Raw genomic sequence first — 16,925 nt, forward strand, 5'->3', positions numbered from 1 at the left:
ATCAAACAGCGGTGAACGCGGCGAAGGGCTCAGTCCTCCGGCGTATCGCGCTCGGCCATGTCGGCCGATGCGGTACACGCGATCGTGCGTCCGGAATCCTGCGACAGCTCGATGAAGTCGCCGTCGGCGACGAAGCGCAGCCCGACCTCGGACCACACCGGCGGCCGGCTGCCCTGGATGGCGCCCAGGTGCACGGTCCGCCCATCGACCATGCGCAGACGGGCGAAACGGCCGTCGCGGATGATGTCGATCTCGCCCGCGGTGGGGCAGTCGTAATGGGCGATGACGGTCTCGGTGTCGGCCACCGGCGGCGCGGGCGCACGCTGGGGGCTGGGCGCGACCGGGGCGGGCGGCGGCGGTGCGGCGTCGCCGCATGCCGCCAGCAGCAGGCCGGCGAGGAGGGGAAGCGCGCGAATGCAGGCCGGGGCGGACATGGACATTCTCCGTGGATGAGGGCCGGGGTGATGCGGCGCGGAGCTCAGCGGGCCGGCACCACCTGGGCCAGCACCGCGACGTAGTGGCACACGCTGCCGGCGATGCAGAACAGATGCCAGATCGCGTGGGCGTAGGGAATCGACTCGCGCATGTAGAAGAACGTGCCAAGCGTGTAGAAGACGCCGCCGGCGATGATCCAGCCGAGCGTCCAGGCATCGAGCGCGGCCGCGACCGGACCGATCGCGATCACCACCAGCCAGCCCATGGCGACGTAGATCGCCGTCGAAAGACCGCGGAACCGTCCGGTGTAGAACAGCTTGAACACCACGCCGGCCAGCGCCAGCGTCCAGATGATGCCGAACAGCCACCAGCCGAGCGTGCCGCGCAGCCCGATCAGCGTGAACGGCGTATAGGTGCCCGCGATCAGCAGGTAGATCGCGCAGTGGTCGAAGACCTTCAGCCGGCCCTTGGCCACCGGATGGCTCACCGCGTGATACAGCGTCGAAGCCAGATACAGCAACAGCAGCGACACGCCGAAGACGATCGCCGCGCCCAGCTGCCACGCGTTTCCGTAGAGCGCCGCCAGCGTGATCAGCACGGAGCCGGCGGCGAGCGCGGCGGTCGCGCCGAGGCCGTGGGTGAGTGCGCTGGCGAACTCTTCGCGACGTTGTCGAAGCGATGCGGCGGGAGCGGTTTCGGACGTCATCAAACGGGTGCGGTACACGGGAAACCGATTACACCACACGTCGACGACGCCGCGCCTCAGCCTGTCGGCACCGCGTGCGCATGTTCACGCGTCGCCATGAATTCCACGCCCGGCGCGCGCTCTTCGGCCAGCTGCAGGTTCACCCGGGTGGGCGCGAGATAGACGAGCTGGTCCGCGGCATCGAGCGCGAGGTGCATCGCGTACTTGTCGCGGAACTCCTCCAGTTTCCTGGCATCGGTGCAACGGATCCACCGCGCGGTGTTGACCTGCACCGGCTCGAAGCTCGCATCCACGCCGTATTCGTCCTTCAGCCGGTAGGCCACCACGTCGAACTGCAGCACGCCGACCGCGCCGAGGATCAGGTCGTTGCTCATCAGCGGCTTGAAGAACTGGGTGGCCCCTTCTTCCGAGAGCTGGGCCAGGCCCTTCTGCAACTGCTTGAGCTTGAGCGGATCGCGCAGGCGGGCGCGGCGGAACAGCTCCGGGGCGAAGTTGGGAATGCCGGTGAAGGCGATGTTCTCGCCTTCGGTGAAGGTGTCGCCGATCGAGATCGTGCCGTGGTTGTGGATGCCGATGACGTCGCCCGGATACGCCTCGGCCGCGAGCTCGCGATCGCTGGCCATGAAGGTCAGCGCATTCGCGAGCTTCAGCGGCTTGCCGGTGCGCGGATGGAAGGCCTTCATGCCCGCCTCGAAGCGGCCGGAGCACACGCGCATGAACGCCACGCGGTCGCGGTGCATCGGGTCCATGTTCGCCTGGATCTTGAACACGAAGCCGGTGAGCTTGTCTTCCTGCGGGGCGACTTCACGCGTGGTCGTCTCGCGCGGCTGCGGCGGCGGCGCGTGTTCGACGAAGAAGTCGAGCAGCGGCTGCACGCCGAAGTTGTTGACACCCGAGCCGAAGAACACCGGCGTCTGGGCGCCGGCACGGTAGGCATCGAGATCGAAGGGATGGCTGGCGCCCTGCACCAGTTCCAGTTCGTCACGCAGGTCGGCCAGCATCTGCTCGCCGATCTTCTCGGCCAGGCCCGGCGCGTCGATCGACGGGAAAATGGTCGAGTCCTGGCGGGTGAAGTTGCGGCCGGGCTCGTAGAGATGCACTTCGCCGGTCACCAGGTGCACCACGCCCTTGAGGCGCTGGCCCATGCCGATCGGCCAGGTCACCGGCGCGCACTGGATGCCGAGCACCGTCTCCACTTCGTCCAGCAGCTCGACCGGGTCCTTGCCCTCGCGGTCGAGCTTGTTGATGAAGGTCATGATCGGCGTATCGCGCAGCCGGCAGACCTCCATCAGCTTGATCGTGCGTTCCTCGACGCCCTTGGCGACGTCGATGACCATCAGCGCCGAGTCCACCGCGGTGAGCACGCGATAGGTGTCTTCGCCGAAGTCGGCATGGCCGGGCGTGTCGAGCAGATTGACGATGCGGCCCTCGTAGGGGAACTGCATCACCGAACTGGTCACCGAGATGCCACGCTCCTTTTCCAGCGCCATCCAGTCGGACGTCGCATGCCGCGCGGCCTTGCGGCCCTTGACCGAGCCGGCCATCTGGATCGCACCGCCGAACAGCAGCAGCTTTTCGGTCAGCGTGGTCTTGCCGGCGTCGGGATGCGAGATGATCGCGAACGTACGGCGGCGGGAACTTTCGGTGGCGACGTCGGGCATGCGGGCGGCCGCGCGCGCGGCGTGCGGTCTTCGGTGCGAGGAAGCCCGGATTATACGCGGGGGCCGCCGGTATGATGGCAGCACATCGAGGAGCGAGCGGAAACGGGTGCGAACAATGGTGCATGCGTCGCGTGCGGTGGCCCTCCAACTGTCGAAGACGGGTGGGCCGCCTTTCAACGGGTCCGTGGGCTATGTCAATGACCGGATCGGCGCGATCTTGAGCGCGCGGGGCTGGGATGTCCGGAACTTCGCCGTCGCACCGGTCTCTGTGCCGCACGCGCAAGAGGCGATGGTGCCACTCGCATTCGCGACGGCGCGATTGCGCCATCAACGGACCGGGCGCGTCGACCTTGCGATCCACGATGGCGCCGGTATCGCGGTGCGCACACCATCGCGCCAGTGGGCAGAGCGCCATCTAGTGCTGTACCACGGCCTGGCCTACGGTCCCGGTGCCTGGCTGGGAAACGACGCGGTGGATCTGCACGTCGCAAACTCACCCTATCTGGCGCGTTCGCTGCGCGCACTGTGCGGGTTGCCGGACTGGGAGCGGCAGACGGTTCTGGATCCGGAGGGATTCAGCCGGATCACCGATATCGCAATGCCCGTTCCGTGCGTCGCATCTCCGGAAGGCGATCCCGGGTTTACCCTCGGGGGGGGGGTCCCGGATTCGGTTCATCGCGCGCTCGATTCCGGGGTCATCCTCGGCCACGCCCTGCAGCCGAGTAAGCAAGACCTCATGGCGACAGTGGCCGTGCTCTTCTGGCTGAACGACGCGCTTCGCAGCACCGGGCAACGCGCGATGCTCGTCATCTCCGAGGAATCGCTACCGCTGTCCCATCGGCAGACGATCGACGGCGTTCTGGCGGGGACCGGTCTGACGTGCGATGCGCTGTTCATTCCCGTCCCTCTCCTTCGTCAACGGGCAGTCTTCCAGCTTTTCGGGCTCTGCCGTTTCGGCTTGGCCTACAACTTGTTTCCGGAGCCGTTCGGCTTTTACGTGCTCGAGTCGGTATTTGCAGGGTGCCCCGTCTACACGAACGGAGCGGGAAACAATCGTTTCCTGCTGCCACCGGGGCACGGGATAGAAGTGATCGAAACCGATGCGATGGCGCCCGATGCGGCGGGCAATACCGACCCCAGCGCGTTCAAGTGCGTCGCAGATGCGATCGTGCGTGATCTGCACGTTGGTGCGTCTGTGCGCGACGCCTGCGCGAGTGGTCACGCCCGGATCGCTGCGACATGGTCGCTGAGTGCATTCGAGTCGGGTCTACTCGGTGCCATCGAACGCGCCCATGGGCCCGCGCCCGAGACGCCTGCGTTCGATGCGCTGCGCATCGGTTACGCGCCCTTCGTGCGTGGCATTGACCGCGCGAGGCAGCGGGTACGCTCCGATTACGGTAGCCAGGTTCTTGAACTGCACGCTCTGGCGCTGATCGACGCGATCGTGGGACGTACACCCGATCGACTGGATGCGGAAGAACGCCGCGCCGTGGACAGGTTCGGCCTGTTCGAACGCGGTGTGCTTGCCCTCAATCTAGACCCTGACCTTCCGGCAGGCTGAAACGCAGGATGCCGCCGGGGCCGAACATCCGGAACGGCAGCGACACGAGGCGCAGCCCGCGGTTGGCGTGCACGGCGAAATGCAGGTGGGGGCCGCTGCTCGCGCCCGTGTTGCCGGAGAACGCGATCACCTGCCCACGCCGCACCCGCTCACCCGCGGCGACGATGACGCCGCCGCGCTGCAGGTGCGCATACAGCGCCATGGTGCCGTCGTCGTGCAGCACGCGAACAAAGTTGGTGTGGGCCGTCGCGTCGCCGGGCGCTACGGTGGCGATGCCGGCCTCGAACTGCAGCACGACGCCATCGCGTGCAGCGAGCACGGGAGTGCCTTCGTCGGCGGCGAAATCGACGGCGTAGCGGTTCTCGTCGTCGGTGTGGCTGAAGCCACCCCCGAAGCCCTGGGTGATCCGCAGCGGCGCACCGCGCAGCGGGTAGAGGTATTCGACGTCGCGCGCTCGCGCGTCGGGCGCTCCCGGCACGACCCGCAACCGCACCGCCGACGCCGCGACGCCGTCGGCCAGACGCGCGATCGGCACGCGGCCGTAGGCCGGTATCGTGGCCCGCACCGGAAGCGGCGGCTCGTGACGCGGCGCCGGACCGGCCGTGGTGAGCAGCACATCCACCGGTCCCGCAAGCGCATTGTGTGCGTAGAGCTCGACGCCGTCAGGCACGGCGCGCGGATGCAGCGTGACGCCCGACGCGGCTGCAGCCGTGCCGGGCAGCGCGTCGCCCGCGGGCGGCGTCTGCGCCCAGGCGGCGCTCGCCATGGCAATGCCGGCCATGACGACCGCGAACAGCCGGCAGGCGCCCGCACGGGCCGGGGCGTTCTCGCGGATCTGCCGCGGCATCGCTCAGCCCGCCCGGCGGTGCGGCAGGCACGCGGCCTCGCCCGGGGCGCCCGCTCCGTGGGTCCGAACGGGGTTGCCGGCGCACGGCCCGCGTCGCGGCGCACGGACATGCCTGTGACCGCAGCGCCGGGCAACGACGCGAGCCCATGACGCCGGCCGCCCGTGCACCTGGCCTGCGGAAGGAGCGGGCGGTGCGACGGCGGCGCCGTGGACGGCTGCGACGCGGGCGGGAAACAGGCGCGGATTGGACATTGCGGAAGTATGCCTGCGGCGAACCCGAGCCCGTCCTGGCGAGTGACGGCACGGTGAGCGCAATCCATCGCTCGATGCGGATGAAGCGATTGACAAGCGCGGGAGGGGCTGGCAACCTGCGCGACATCCATCGAGACCGGCGGAGGGACAGGCCCTTTGATGCCGGGGCAACCTGATGGCGCTGCGCACCGCGCGGCGTCGTCGCGGTGCCAAGTCCTGCGGGGACCTGAGTGTCCACCGGAAGATGGTCGTGCATCGCGATGCGATCCTGCGTGCGATGCATCCGTCCCCGTGACGGCTTCCGGTTCCCCGTGGTGCGCGATGGCCTTGTCCTGCTTCGGATAACGCCTGATGAGCCTCGTCGACACCGCCGCCCGCATCCCCGAGTACGTTCCCGATCCGGCCGGGATCGCCGCCTGCGCGGCCGCGTCCGCAGCGGATGCCGTCGTCCGCGGACGGGTGCAGGTCGTGCTGCCGATGCGACATGCCGGCGCGCGCGAGGTCGAGATCGGTTACGAGCTGTGCGGCGCTGCGGGTGCGCCGCTGGTCTTCGTCGCCGGCGGCATCTCCGCCAGCCGGCATCTCGCCTCGAACGCCGCGCATGGCGAAGCCGGCTGGGCCGAACACCTCGTCGGGTCGGGGCGTGCGCTCGATCCCGCGCGGGTGCGGCTGCTGGCGATCGATTTCCTCGGTGCCGACGGCACGCTGGACGCGCCGATCGACACCGCCGACCAGGCCGACGCCGTCGCCGCGGTGCTCGATGCCCTGGGCATCGGCGTCCTGCACGCCTTTGTCGGCTACTCCTACGGCGCGCTGGTCGGTCTGCAGTTCGCTGCGCGTCACGGCGCGCGGCTGCGGCGGCTGGTCGCGGTCAGCGGCGCCCACCGCGCGCATCCCTATGCCGCCGCCTGGCGTGCCCTGCAGCGGCGCGCGGTCGCGTTGGGCCAACTGCAATGCGCGGACGCGCAGGGTCTGTCGCTGGCGCGCCAGTTCGCGATGCTGAGCTACCGCACACCCGACGAATTCGCCGAGCGCTTCGATGCCGCGCCCGAGGTGATCAACGGCCGGGTGCGCGTGGCCGCCGAGGACTATCTCGACGCGGCGGGTGCGCGCTACGTCGCGCGTACGCCGGTCACCGCGTGGCTGCGCCTGTCCGAATCGATCGATCTACACCGGGTCGATCCGGCGCGGATCCGCGTGCCGGTGACCCTCGTGGCTGTGGAAGGCGACGGCCTGGTGCCACTGGCGGACGCGGTCGCATTGCTGGAAGGGCTGGGCGCGTACGGGCGTCTGCGCGTGTTGCGCTCGCCTTACGGCCACGACGCCTTCCTCAAGGAAACCGACCGCATCGACACGCTGCTGACCGCCGCGCTGCAGGCCCCCATTCCGTCCGGAGACACCGCATGAGCACCGCATCCACCGATCACGCCGCCGCCCCGTGTCGTCCCGCGACCCGCGCCGTGCGCGCCGGCATCGACCGCGATCCCGCCTACGGCGCCGTGACCCCGTCGCCGGTGCTGTCGAGCAACTTCAGCTTCGCCGGCTTCGGGCAGAAACGGCAGTACGACTACACCCGCAGCGGCAATCCCACGCGCGATCTCCTGGCCGAGGCGCTGGCCGAACTCGAAGGCGGCGCGGGCGGTGTGATCACCTCGACCGGCATGGCCGCCATCACGCTGGTGCTCAACGCGCTGCTCGCACCGGGCGACCGCCTCGTGGTGCCCCACGATGCCTACGGCGGCAGCTGGCGTCTGTTCGACGCGCTGGCCCGCAAGGGGCATTTCGAACTGGTGACCGCCGATCTCACCGATCCGCGCGCGCTGGCCGATGCCCTGGCGCGTACGCCGAAGCTGGTGCTGATCGAAACGCCGTCCAATCCGTTGCTGCGCATCACCGACCTGCGTTTCGTCATCGATGCCGCCCATCGTGCGGGTGCGCTGGCCGTGGTCGACAACACTTTCCTGTCGCCGGGGCTGCAGCGGCCGATCGAGTTCGGCGCCGATCTCGTGCTGCACTCGACCACCAAGTACATCAACGGCCACAGCGACGTCGTCGGCGGTGCCGTGATCGCCAAGCATGCCGATCTGCAGGCGCAACTGGCCTGGTGGGCGAATGCGCTGGGCATCACCGGTGCACCGTTCGACAGCTTCCTCACCCTGCGCGGCCTGCGCACCCTGGATGCGCGGCTGCGCGTGCACCAGGAGAACACCGCCGGCATCGTCGCGCTGCTGGAGGCGCATCCGGCCGTGGCGCGGGTCTGCTATCCCGGGCTCGGCTCGCATCCGGGCCACGCCGTCGCCGCGCGGCAGCAGTCCGGCTTCGGGGCGATGCTGTCGTTCGAGCTCGCCGCCGTGCCGGGCGTCGACGCCGTGGACGTGGTGCGCGCCGTCGTCGACGGCCTGCAGCAGTTCACGTTGGCCGAGTCGCTCGGCGGGGTGGAGAGTCTGATCGCGCATCCGGCGACGATGACCCACGCCGCGATGTCGCCCGACGCGCGCGCGGCTGCCGGCATTTCCGACGGCCTGCTGCGTCTGTCGGTCGGCATCGAGGCGCTGGAGGACCTGCACGCGGATCTGCTCGCCGCACTCGAGCGTGCAAGCGTCTGCGCTGAACCGGTCGGCCATCGTGTCCGTGCCGGGGTGGACGCATGAGCGCCGTGGTGCCGCTGCGGCGCGCGCGCCGGCCCGTGCCGCGACCCGCACGGCTCGCCCTGCTGGGCACCGGCGGCGTCGGCAGCGCGTTTCTCTCGCGCTATGCGCAGCTCGCATCCAAGGGCGCGACACTGCCGGCGGTGTCCTGGATCTGCAATTCGCGCACCCAGGTCGCCGGCGGCGCGGACCTCGCGGCCGCCCTGCGTGACGCGCGCGCTGCGGCGCGGATTCCGGGCGGATTTCCCCCCTGGGCCGAGGGCGAAAGTCCGCAGCCCGGCGACATCGTCGTCGACGCCACCGCCAGCGAAACCGTCGCCGACTGGCATCCCGAGTGGCTGGCCCGCGGCGTGCACGTGGTCACCGCGAACAAGCTCGGCACCGGTGGCGACCTCGGCCGTGCCCAGGCGATCGCGGACGCGCTCGTCGACACCGGCAGCCGTTATGGCGACAGCGCGACCGTCGGCGCCGGCCTGCCGCTGCTGCGCAGCCTGCGCGCGCTGGTCGACGGCGGCGACCGCATCCATTCGATCGAGGGCGTGCTGTCGGGCTCGCTGGCCTGGCTGTTCGCGCGCTACGACGGCCGGCAGCCGTTCTCCGCACTGGTGCGCGAGGCGCAGGCGGCCGGTTATACCGAACCCGATCCGCGGGTGGACCTGAGCGGCGAGGATGTCCGGCGCAAGCTGCTGATCCTGGCGCGCGCTGCCGGCTTTGCCGTCCCGGCCCACGAGGTCGCGGTGGATTCGCTGGTCCCGGCGCCGCTGGCGACGCTCGACACCGCCCAGGTGGACGCGGCGCTGGTCGCGCTGGATCCGTTGATCGCCGCGCGGCACGCGGCGGCGGTCGCGGCGGGTGCGCGGCTGTGCTTCGTCGGTCGCTTCGACGCGGGTGGCGGGGCGCACGTCGGTCTGCGCGCGTTGCCGGCCACGCATCCGCTGTGCGCCGGGAGCGGCACCGACAACCGCGTCGCGATCCGCAGCGACCGGTACGACGTCCAGCCTCTGGTGATCCAGGGGCCGGGGGCGGGTGCCGGTGTCACCGCCGCGGCGCTGCTCGACGACGTGCTGGCGATCGCCTCGCTGTGACGGCGCGATGCCGTGTCAGTCCGCTCCGGACCGGCGGGGCGCGCCCCGGCGCGGCTGCCACGGCATGCGACCTTCGATTTCCAGATGCAGCGTGAAGACCAGGAAGCTGCGGATCAGCACCATGAGTCCGAGCATCACCAGGTTGTCGAGGCTGTACTCGACGACGATGGTCCGGATGATGTCGGCCGCGACCAGGAACTCCAGCCCGAGGATCAGGCCGCGCACGCTGTGCCGGCGGTACGCGATATAGGCGCGATGCGCGCCGCGCCGGCGCAGCTCGAGCGGCCAGCGCAGCGTGGCGAAGACGAATCCGCCGAGGATCACCGCCACCCCCAGGGCTTCGAGCGCCTGGATGCTCCACCCCACCATCGACACCAGCGGCTCGCCGAGCGTCACCACCGCCTCAGCACTCGATGACGTTGACGGCCAGTCCGCCGCGCGAGGTTTCCTTGTACTTGTCGCGCATGTCGCGGCCGGTGTCGCGCATGGTCTTGATGACCTTGTCGAGGCTGACCTTGTGCTTGCCGTCGCCGCGGAAGGCCATGCGCGAGGCGTTGATCGCCTTCACCGCGCCCATCGCGTTGCGCTCGATGCACGGAATCTGCACCAGGCCACCGATCGGGTCGCAGGTCAGGCCGAGGTTGTGTTCCATGCCGATCTCGGCCGCGTTCTCGATCTGGCTGGGCGTGCCGCCGAGCGCGGCGGTCAGGCCGGCAGCAGCCATCGAGCAGGCGACACCCACTTCGCCCTGGCAGCCCACCTCCGCGCCCGAGATGCTGGCGTTTTCCTTGTAGAGGATGCCGACCGCGGCCGCGGTGAGCAGGAAATCGAAGATGCCCTGCTCGGTGGCATTGGGGCAGAAACGATCGTAGTAGTGCAGCACGGCGGGCAGGATGCCGGCCGCGCCGTTGGTCGGCGCGGTGACCACACGGCCGCCGGCGGCGTTCTCCTCGTTCACTGCGAGGGCATAGAGGTTGACCCAGTCGAGCGTCGTCAGCGGGTCGCGCATCGCCGCCTCGGGCTTGGACGACAGCTCGCGGTACAGCGCCGGCGCGCGCCGGGTGACGTGCAGGCCGCCGGGCAGGGTGCCCGTCTCGCGGATGCCGCGCTCCACGCAGGCCTGCATCGCCTGCCAGATCTCGCGCAGCCCGGCGCGGATCTCGTCCTCGCTGCGCCAGACCTTCTCGTTCTCCAGCATCAACCGGGCGATCCCGAGGCCGCTGTCCTGGGCCCGGGCGATCAGTTCGTCACCGCTGGCGAACGGATGGGGCACATCGGTGGTGTCGGCGACGATCCGGTCTTCGGCCGCTTCGTCCTGGTTGACGACGAAGCCGCCCCCCACGGAGTAGTAGTCGCGCGTGGCGATGACCGCGCCGTCGGCGTCGTAGGCGGTGAAGCGCATGCCGTTGGTGTGGAAGGGCAGCTTCTGCCGCTTGTTCATCACCAGGTCCGACTTCTCGTCGAACGCGACCTCGTGCGTGCCGCCGAGACGGATGCGCCGCGCGCCGCGGATGCGTGCCAGCGCATCGGGAATGATGTCCGGGTCGATGCGGTTCGGCATGTGGCCTTCCAGCCCCATCATGACCGCCTTGTCGGTGCCGTGGCCGCGCCCGGTCAGCGCCAGCGAGCCGAAGACCTCGGCGCGGACGCGGGCGACGTCCTGCAGACGACCGGGCACCTCCAGCCAGCGACGCACGAAGCGCGCACCCGCGCGCATCGGCCCGACGGTGTGCGAGGAACTCGGCCCGATGCCGATCTTGTAGAGGTCGAAGGTGCTGACTGCCATCGGGCTATTCTACGGGCCGCGCCTGCACCCGGGCCTGACGCGACGCGGCATGACAGCTCCCACCCTGATCCTGTACCAGCGCGACGATTGCCATTTGTGCGATCTGGCGCTCGACGTGCTCGCCGCGGCCGGTGTGCCGGACTTCGAGAGCGTGTTCATCGACGGGGACGCCGCGCTCGAGGCCCGCTACGGACACCGGGTGCCGGTTCTGCGCGATGTCCGGCACGATCGGGACCTCGACTGGCCGTTCGACGCCGGCACCGTGCGGCGCTGGCGCGGGCACCCGGTCGCGCCGGCGGCGCTCAGTTCGACGGCTGCAGATAGACCCGGGTGCTGACCGCGATCTCGTTCGGAATCGTGCCGGTATCGGCCCATTCGCCGCCGCCCACGCCGAAGTCGAGGCGACGCACGGTGGCACGGCCCGACAGCAGCGGCCGGGCGCCCGGCGTCCAGGTGAAGGTGAGGGTGACCGGCTTGCGCACGCCGCGCAGCTCCAGCGTGCCGTCGGCGGCGTACTGCCCGTTGCCGAGATCGCGGACGCCGGTGGCGGTGTAGGTGGCCTGGGCGAAACGGGCCGCGTCGAAGAACGCGGCGCCGCGCATCTCGCCGTCGTAATCCGGGTTCTGCGTGGTCGCGGTGGCGAGCGGGATCGTCACCGAGAGCCGGCTGCCGGCGAGATCGGCCGGATCGAAACGCACCGTCGTGCGGAAGCCGGGGAAGGTGCCGGAGAAGGTCTCGCCTTGGTACTTGCCGGCGAAGGCCAGTGACGAACCCGGGGCCTGGACGTAGTCGGCGGCGTGGGCGGACAGCAGGGGCGAGGCGGCGAGCGCGGCGGCGAGCAGCAGGCGGAAGGCGGGCATGATCAGTCCTCGGAGCGGGCGGAAGAAGGCCGGGCGCCGACGCGCAGCCAGCCGCGCGGCAGCATCCGCGCCAGCGTGGCATCGCGCAGCACCGCGTGGTGGTACAGCGCGGCGGCCGCGTGCAGCAGGGTCACCGCGACCAGCCCCCAGAACAGCGCTTCGTGCAGATCGCGTGCGGTGACGCGCAGCCCGGCATCGCGTCCCACCAGAGCGGGCAGGTTGAACAGGCCGAACCACTGCAGCGGATAGCCGGCGGCGGAGTTGAACGCCCAGCCGCTGAGCGGAATCGCCAGCAGCAGCGCGTACAGCAGCCAGTGGGTGACCGATGCGACGCGGCCCTGCCAGCGCGGCGTACCCGGCACCGCCTGCGGCGCACCGGCGTACAGGCGCCACAGCAGCCGCAGCGTCGCCAGCGCGAGGATCGTCAGACCCAGCGACTTGTGCAGCGCATAGACCTGCACCTTGGTCGGGCTGGCGCGCATGTCGTCCATCAGCAGGCCGATCAGGCCGGTCGCGAGAATCAGCGCGACCACCAACCAGTGCAGCGACTGGCTGATGCCGCCCCAGCGGTCGACCGGGTTGCGCAGGCTCACGGGCGTGGTGGCGCGGACGACGGCGCGGGGCGGGGCCCGTCCGCAGGCGGAGGCGCGACCGGCCTCTCCGGATCGGGATTCGCCGGCGGCTCGACGCCCGCGGCGCCGTCGTCGTCCCGCGCGTCCCCGGTCGCGGGCGCGGGATCCGCCGCGTCGTCGGCGCCGCTGCGCGTGCGCGTGGCTTCGACTTCGAGGCGCAGCTCCACCGCATCGCCGATCATCGAGCGCCAGGCATCGACGCCGAATTCGGCACGCGACAGCAGGCCGGTGGCGGAGAACCCCACCGTGCGCCGGAACGGCGGCAGTGGATGGCGGCGCGACGCATTGCGGACGGCGTCGAGGATCACTTCACGGGTCACGCCGCGCAGGGTCAGTGTGCCGTAGACACGCGCCCGCTCGGCGTCGAGCGGCTCGACCCGCGTGGACACGAAGCGCGCCACCGGATGACGTGCGGTGTCCAGCAGGCCGCGCGCGGCCACGGCGCGGTTCCAGTCGGCATCCCCGAAATCCAGCCGCTCCAGCGGCACCGACACATCGACCCGCGCATCGGTCCAGTCCTCGCCGTTGGTCCACAGGGTGCCGGTCGATCCCGACACCGTACCGATGGCCTTGGAAAAGCCCGCGTGGTCGACCGCCAGCACGACGCGGGTATGCACCGGGTCCAGGCGGTACGGCGCTGCAGGCTGCGCAATGGCCAGGCCGGCCCAGGCCGACAGGACGAGTCCGAGGAGGACGAAGTGGACTTCCGGGCGTCGGCTGCGTCGCATCCGTCGATTCTAGGCACGTCGCGCGACGCGCGTGCAACTTGCGGTGTCAACGCTGCGTTGCGAGGATGCCGGGCAGGGAGTCGCGGCCAGTACGCGGCGTTCAATCGGGGAACCGGGGATGCGTTGCGCAGGGATCGCCTTGTTGGGGCTGTGGTTGAGTCTGATCGCCTGCGCGTCGGCGGCGAGCAACCATGTGCCGGTGGCCACTGCCGGCAATCCGCAGCCACGCCAGATCGGCGTGCTCGACGGCCTGCCGTCGAGTCGCGTGAACGCGATCGCCGAGGACCGGCAGGGGTTTCTGTGGATCGCGACGCGCGACGGCCTGGCGCGCTACGACGGTGTCGGCTTCCGGGTGTGGCGCACCGAGGACGGCCTGCGCGACAACAGCGTGTGGAGCGTGCACGTCGACGCGCGCGACCGGATCTGGATCGGCACCAGCCGCGGCGGCCTCTCGATGCTCGATGTCGACCGCACGCGGTTCACCCACTACACGCAGTCGAGTCACCCCGAGATGGGCACCGACGACGTGTGGGCAGTGACCTCGACGCCCGATGGCGCGATCTGGTTCGGCACTGCGGAGTCGGGGCTGTACCGCATCGACGACGATGGGCGCATGCAGCGTTTCCGTGCCGATCCGGCGGATCCGCGCAGCCTGCCGGGCGATGCCGTGGCCTATCTGGTGGTCCAGGAGGATGGCACGCTGTGGGTGGGCTGCAAGGCCGGCGTCGCGGCCTGGACCGGCGAGGATTTCGCCCCGGTGCCATTGCCGACGCCACCCGGCGCCGTCGTCGAAGGCCTGACCGCGGGTGACGCCGGCGAGCTCTGGATCGGTGTGCACGGGGCCGGCGCCGTCCGCCGCCCGGATGGGCGCACCGAACTCATTCCGCTGTCCGACCCCGTGCTGGACAAGCCGGTGCTGCACATGCTGGTCGAGGACCGGCAGGGCGCCCGCTGGTACGACACGCGCAGTGGTCTCGCGCGCGAGATCGACGGTCGGCTCGAGGACGTTCCGCTGTACAGCGTGGCCAGCCGCGGCGCCGTGCGGCCGGCCTGGGCATCGGCGTTCGAGGACCGTGAGGGCGGCCTGTGGTTCGCCAGCAACGACACCGGGCTGTGGTATCTGCCCGCGAACTGGCGCAATTTCACCGTGCTGCAGCGGCGCATGTCCGATCCGGCGACGCTGGGCAACGCGGTCGTCAATGGCATCGCGCCGGCCGCGGACGGCGGCTTGTGGCTCGTCGGCAGCGGCGGCGCGCTGGATCACCTCGACCCCAGGACCGGCAGGATCGACCACCGCCTCACGCAGGTCTGCGGCACCCGGGTGAGTACCGGTGTGATCGAGATGACGACCGGCATCATCTGGGTCGTGTGCATGGGGCGCCTCGTCCGCTACGACCCGGGCACCGGCGAACGCCGCGCCTGGGACGAGAGCGACGGCGTCCAGGCGGCGCCCGGCAACGGATTCGCCGGGCTGGTCGAGGCCGACGACGGGCTGCTCTGGATCGCCGACCCGGGCGGGCTCCAGGCGCGTGCCGCGGATGGCGATGTGGTCGTCTCGATCCGACCCGGCGCCGGTCATGGTCTGCCCGCATCGGTCCGTCCCACGCGACTGGCCCGTGGCCCCGACGGGGGGCTGTGGCTGGCCACCACGGGTGGCCTCTTCCAGTGGAATTCGGCCCGGGCGCGTTTCCAGCCGGTCGCCGGCGGTCCGCAGACACATGTCAGCGCGATCGGGCAGCAGGGCGCGGACACGATCTGGCTGACCGGCCTGGGCCGGCTCGACGAGTACCGCTGGGATGGTGCCGCGCTCGTGCCGGGCCGCCGCTTCGGCGTCGCGGATGGGCTCCCGGAGGTGTTTCCGGGCGATGTGCGCATCGACGCGCACGGCGCCGTCTGGATGACCACGGTGCGCGGCCTGCTGCGGCTTGACCCCACGACCTCGCGCATCCGCGTCTACGGGGTGCGCGATGGTCTGCTGAGCCAGGAGTTCAACGAGCGGCCGATAGGCGTTTCGCGCGACGGCCATTTCGCCGCCGGCACCGGCGACGGTCTGCTGCTGTTCCATCCGCTGCAGGTGCAGCAGCACGACACGACGCCGCCCCTGCTGATCGGCACGCTGGAGGTGCGCCGCGGCGACGACGTCATCCAACTGCCGCCTCAGGGGCCGGTCCGGCTGCAGCACGGGGATCGCGATCTGCGCGTGGTCGCGCGCCTGCTGTCGTTCACCGACGCGCATGCGCACCGGTACCGCCTCCGGCTCGACGGCTACGAGACCGACTGGGTGCATGTGAATGCCGGGGCGGTGCGCCGGTTTCCGCGGCTCGAGCCCGGACACTACACGCTCGAGGTGGAGGCGCGCACGGAAGGTGGCGACTGGATCGCGTTGACCCCGCTGGCGATCCAGCAGGCCCCGCCGTGGTGGCGGACGCTGTGGGCGTGGATCGCGGCACTGGTGCTGGTGGCGCTCGGTTTGTGGCGTGCCGCGCATGTATACCGGGAGCGCCTGCGTCGACGCCATGCCTGGCAGCTGGCCGAGGAGAAGCGCGAGCTGGCCGAACATGCCTCCCAAGCCAAGACCCGCTTTCTCGCCACGCTGGGACACGAGGTGCGCACGCCGATGACCGGCGTGCTGGGCATGAGCGAGCTGTTGCTCGATACCGAACTCGATCCACGGCAGCGCGACTACACCCTCGCGATCCGCCGCGCGGGCGATCACCTGATGCGCCTGGTGAACGATGCACTGGATCTGGCGCGGATCGAGGCAGGCCGATTGCAGCTCGATCCGCAGGCTTTCGATCTGCACGCGATGGTGCAGGACATCGTCTCGTTGTGCGCGCCGATGGCGCGTCAGAAAGCACTGGACTTCGACGTCACGCTCGCCCCGGAAACGTCGCCGTGGGCGCTGGGCGACCCGACCCGGGTGCGTCAGATCCTGCTGAACCTGATCGGCAACGCGCTCAAGTTCACCGAATCGGGTCGCGTCGGCCTGCATGTCGAACGCGACGGCGCGGACGTGGTGTTCACCGTCACCGACACCGGCCCCGGCCTGAGCGCCGAGCAGGTGGGCCGCCTGTTCCGGCGGTTCGAACAGGCCGACGGCGCCCGCACCAGCGCGCGCTACGGCGGCAGCGGTCTGGGACTGGCGATCAGCCAGGAACTGTCGGCCGCGATGGGGGGGCGGATCGATGTCGCCAGCACGCTGGGTCAGGGCACCCGGTTCGACGTGCGCCTGCCGCTGGCCGCGGTCGACGCGCCGCCGGTCTCCACCGAGCAGGCCAGCGACGCGCGCATCACCGCTGCCGTCGGCCTGGACATCCTGCTGGTCGAGGACGACCAGACCGTGGCCGATGTGATCTCGGGCCTGCTTCAGGCCCAGGGCCACACCGTGGTGCACGCGATGCACGGACTCGCCGCCCTGACCGAGGTCTCGGCGCGCAGTTTCGACATCGCGCTGCTGGATCTCGATCTCCCGGGCGTCGACGGCCTGGCGCTTGCGGGCATGCTGCGCGCGCTGGGCTTCTATCGCCCGCTCGTCGCGGTGACCGCGCGCGCCGACGCCGATGCCGAGCCCGCCGCCCGCGCCGCCGGGTTCGAGGGGTTTCTGCGCAAGCCGCTGACCGGTGAGATGCTGGCCGACGTCATCGCCCAGACCTGGCGCCCCGCCCGGTCCGACGACGGTATCGACACCGCCTCCTGAACCGGAGGCGCGCCGCGCGGCGCGAAG

The 16,925-nt window shown here is 70.6% G+C and carries 15 protein-coding genes and 1 riboswitch; of the genes, 6 read left to right on the forward strand and 9 right to left on the reverse strand.

The features are described 5' to 3' along the window. Positions 1-29: 29 nt before the first annotated feature. From PQS31_RS05390 to PQS31_RS05400, 3 genes are read right to left on the reverse strand one after another with little or no spacing between them, the layout of a single operon-like run. On the reverse strand, positions 30-434 hold the full coding sequence (locus PQS31_RS05390; protein WP_272761640.1) for a hypothetical protein: 405 nt from the start codon (positions 432-434) through the stop codon (positions 30-32). Between the two features lie 44 nt (positions 435-478). Continuing rightward, on the reverse strand, positions 479-1,141 hold the full coding sequence (locus tag PQS31_RS05395) for a hemolysin III family protein (RefSeq protein WP_272761641.1): 663 nt from the start codon (positions 1,139-1,141) through the stop codon (positions 479-481). 56 nt (positions 1,142-1,197) lie between these two features. Next, positions 1,198-2,802, reverse strand: coding sequence for a peptide chain release factor 3 (locus PQS31_RS05400; RefSeq protein ID WP_272761642.1), 1,605 nt, complete (start codon positions 2,800-2,802; stop codon positions 1,198-1,200). 184 nt (positions 2,803-2,986) lie between these two features. On the opposite strand from PQS31_RS05400, the gene PQS31_RS05405 reads away from it, so the two are divergent. Next, positions 2,987-4,363 (forward strand): hypothetical protein, encoded by a 1,377-nt coding sequence (locus PQS31_RS05405; protein ID WP_272761643.1) that lies wholly within the window; start codon positions 2,987-2,989, stop codon positions 4,361-4,363. On the opposite strand, the gene PQS31_RS05410 is transcribed toward PQS31_RS05405, so the two are convergent. Further along, entirely contained in the window at positions 4,332-5,210 is an 879-nt protein-coding gene (locus tag PQS31_RS05410; RefSeq protein WP_272761644.1) for a M23 family metallopeptidase, read from the reverse strand. The two genes, PQS31_RS05405 and PQS31_RS05410, sit on opposite strands and share 32 nt — an antisense overlap. Positions 5,211-5,586: 376 nt before the next feature. Then, positions 5,587-5,713, forward strand: a riboswitch (SAM riboswitch). A gap of 157 nt (positions 5,714-5,870) precedes the next feature. Here PQS31_RS05410 and PQS31_RS05415 point away from each other — a divergent pair. Genes PQS31_RS05415 through PQS31_RS05425 form a run of 3 tightly spaced genes read left to right on the forward strand, consistent with a single transcriptional unit; the run spans position 5,871 to position 9,195 of the window. After that, positions 5,871-6,869, forward strand: a complete 999-nt coding sequence (locus tag PQS31_RS05415; RefSeq protein WP_336314340.1) for a homoserine O-succinyltransferase — start codon at positions 5,871-5,873, stop codon at positions 6,867-6,869. Next, positions 6,866-8,113 (forward strand): O-succinylhomoserine (thiol)-lyase, encoded by a 1,248-nt coding sequence (locus tag PQS31_RS05420; protein ID WP_272761646.1) that lies wholly within the window; start codon positions 6,866-6,868, stop codon positions 8,111-8,113. Before PQS31_RS05415 ends, PQS31_RS05420 begins: the two co-directional genes overlap by 4 nt. Beyond that, entirely contained in the window at positions 8,110-9,195 is a 1,086-nt protein-coding gene (locus PQS31_RS05425; protein ID WP_272761647.1) for a homoserine dehydrogenase, read from the forward strand. The genes PQS31_RS05420 and PQS31_RS05425 overlap by 4 nt, the downstream gene beginning before the upstream one ends. 15 nt (positions 9,196-9,210) lie before the next feature. On the opposite strand, the gene PQS31_RS05430 is transcribed toward PQS31_RS05425, so the two are convergent. Both PQS31_RS05430 and PQS31_RS05435 read right to left on the reverse strand, forming a co-directional pair. Next, the gene (locus tag PQS31_RS05430; protein WP_272761648.1) at positions 9,211-9,591 is read right to left on the reverse strand and encodes a DUF1622 domain-containing protein; all 381 of its coding nucleotides are present in this window, start codon (positions 9,589-9,591) and stop codon (positions 9,211-9,213) included. 7 nt (positions 9,592-9,598) lie between these two features. Beyond that, complete coding sequence (locus PQS31_RS05435) at positions 9,599-10,981, reverse strand: L-serine ammonia-lyase (RefSeq protein ID WP_272761649.1); 1,383 nt, start codon at positions 10,979-10,981, stop codon at positions 9,599-9,601. Positions 10,982-11,030: 49 nt separating this feature from the next. Between PQS31_RS05435 and PQS31_RS05440 the strand changes: the two genes are divergently transcribed. Beyond that, on the forward strand, positions 11,031-11,318 hold the full coding sequence (locus PQS31_RS05440; protein ID WP_272761650.1) for a glutaredoxin family protein: 288 nt from the start codon (positions 11,031-11,033) through the stop codon (positions 11,316-11,318). Here the strand turns inward: PQS31_RS05440 and PQS31_RS05445 are convergent. Genes PQS31_RS05445 through PQS31_RS05455 form a run of 3 tightly spaced genes read right to left on the reverse strand, consistent with a single transcriptional unit; the run spans position 11,284 to position 13,201 of the window. Continuing rightward, positions 11,284-11,841, reverse strand: a complete 558-nt coding sequence (locus PQS31_RS05445) for a YceI family protein (RefSeq protein WP_272761651.1) — start codon at positions 11,839-11,841, stop codon at positions 11,284-11,286. The two genes, PQS31_RS05440 and PQS31_RS05445, sit on opposite strands and share 35 nt — an antisense overlap. A gap of 2 nt (positions 11,842-11,843) precedes the next feature. Continuing rightward, entirely contained in the window at positions 11,844-12,434 is a 591-nt protein-coding gene (locus PQS31_RS05450; RefSeq protein WP_272761652.1) for a cytochrome b, read from the reverse strand. Continuing rightward, positions 12,431-13,201, reverse strand: a complete 771-nt coding sequence (locus PQS31_RS05455) for a YceI family protein (protein WP_272761653.1) — start codon at positions 13,199-13,201, stop codon at positions 12,431-12,433. The genes PQS31_RS05450 and PQS31_RS05455 overlap by 4 nt, the downstream gene beginning before the upstream one ends. Positions 13,202-13,343: 142 nt before the next feature. Between PQS31_RS05455 and PQS31_RS05460 the strand changes: the two genes are divergently transcribed. Next, entirely contained in the window at positions 13,344-16,898 is a 3,555-nt protein-coding gene (locus PQS31_RS05460) for an ATP-binding protein (protein ID WP_336314327.1), read from the forward strand. The last annotated feature ends 27 nt before the right edge of the window (positions 16,899-16,925 follow it).

Source organism: Luteimonas sp. BLCC-B24 (assembly GCF_028550595.1).
Taxonomy (GTDB): Bacteria; Pseudomonadota; Gammaproteobacteria; order Xanthomonadales; family Xanthomonadaceae; genus Luteimonas.

What these genes read in the sequence shown, in the direction of transcription:
- PQS31_RS05390 (WP_272761640.1), bottom strand. Translation starts at nt 434, where the DNA reads ATGTCCGCCCCGGCCTGCATTCGCGCGCTTCCCCTCCTCGCCGGCCTG.
- PQS31_RS05395 (WP_272761641.1), bottom strand. Translation starts at nt 1,141, where the DNA reads ATGACGTCCGAAACCGCTCCCGCCGCATCGCTTCGACAACGTCGCGAA.
- PQS31_RS05400 (WP_272761642.1), bottom strand. Translation starts at nt 2,802, where the DNA reads ATGCCCGACGTCGCCACCGAAAGTTCCCGCCGCCGTACGTTCGCGATC.
- PQS31_RS05410 (WP_272761644.1), bottom strand. Translation starts at nt 5,210, where the DNA reads ATGCCGCGGCAGATCCGCGAGAACGCCCCGGCCCGTGCGGGCGCCTGC.
- PQS31_RS05420 (WP_272761646.1), top strand. Translation starts at nt 6,866, where the DNA reads ATGAGCACCGCATCCACCGATCACGCCGCCGCCCCGTGTCGTCCCGCG.
- PQS31_RS05425 (WP_272761647.1), top strand. Translation starts at nt 8,110, where the DNA reads ATGAGCGCCGTGGTGCCGCTGCGGCGCGCGCGCCGGCCCGTGCCGCGA.
- PQS31_RS05435 (WP_272761649.1), bottom strand. Translation starts at nt 10,981, where the DNA reads ATGGCAGTCAGCACCTTCGACCTCTACAAGATCGGCATCGGGCCGAGT.
- PQS31_RS05440 (WP_272761650.1), top strand. Translation starts at nt 11,031, where the DNA reads ATGACAGCTCCCACCCTGATCCTGTACCAGCGCGACGATTGCCATTTG.
- PQS31_RS05445 (WP_272761651.1), bottom strand. Translation starts at nt 11,841, where the DNA reads ATGCCCGCCTTCCGCCTGCTGCTCGCCGCCGCGCTCGCCGCCTCGCCC.
- PQS31_RS05455 (WP_272761653.1), bottom strand. Translation starts at nt 13,201, where the DNA reads ATGCGACGCAGCCGACGCCCGGAAGTCCACTTCGTCCTCCTCGGACTC.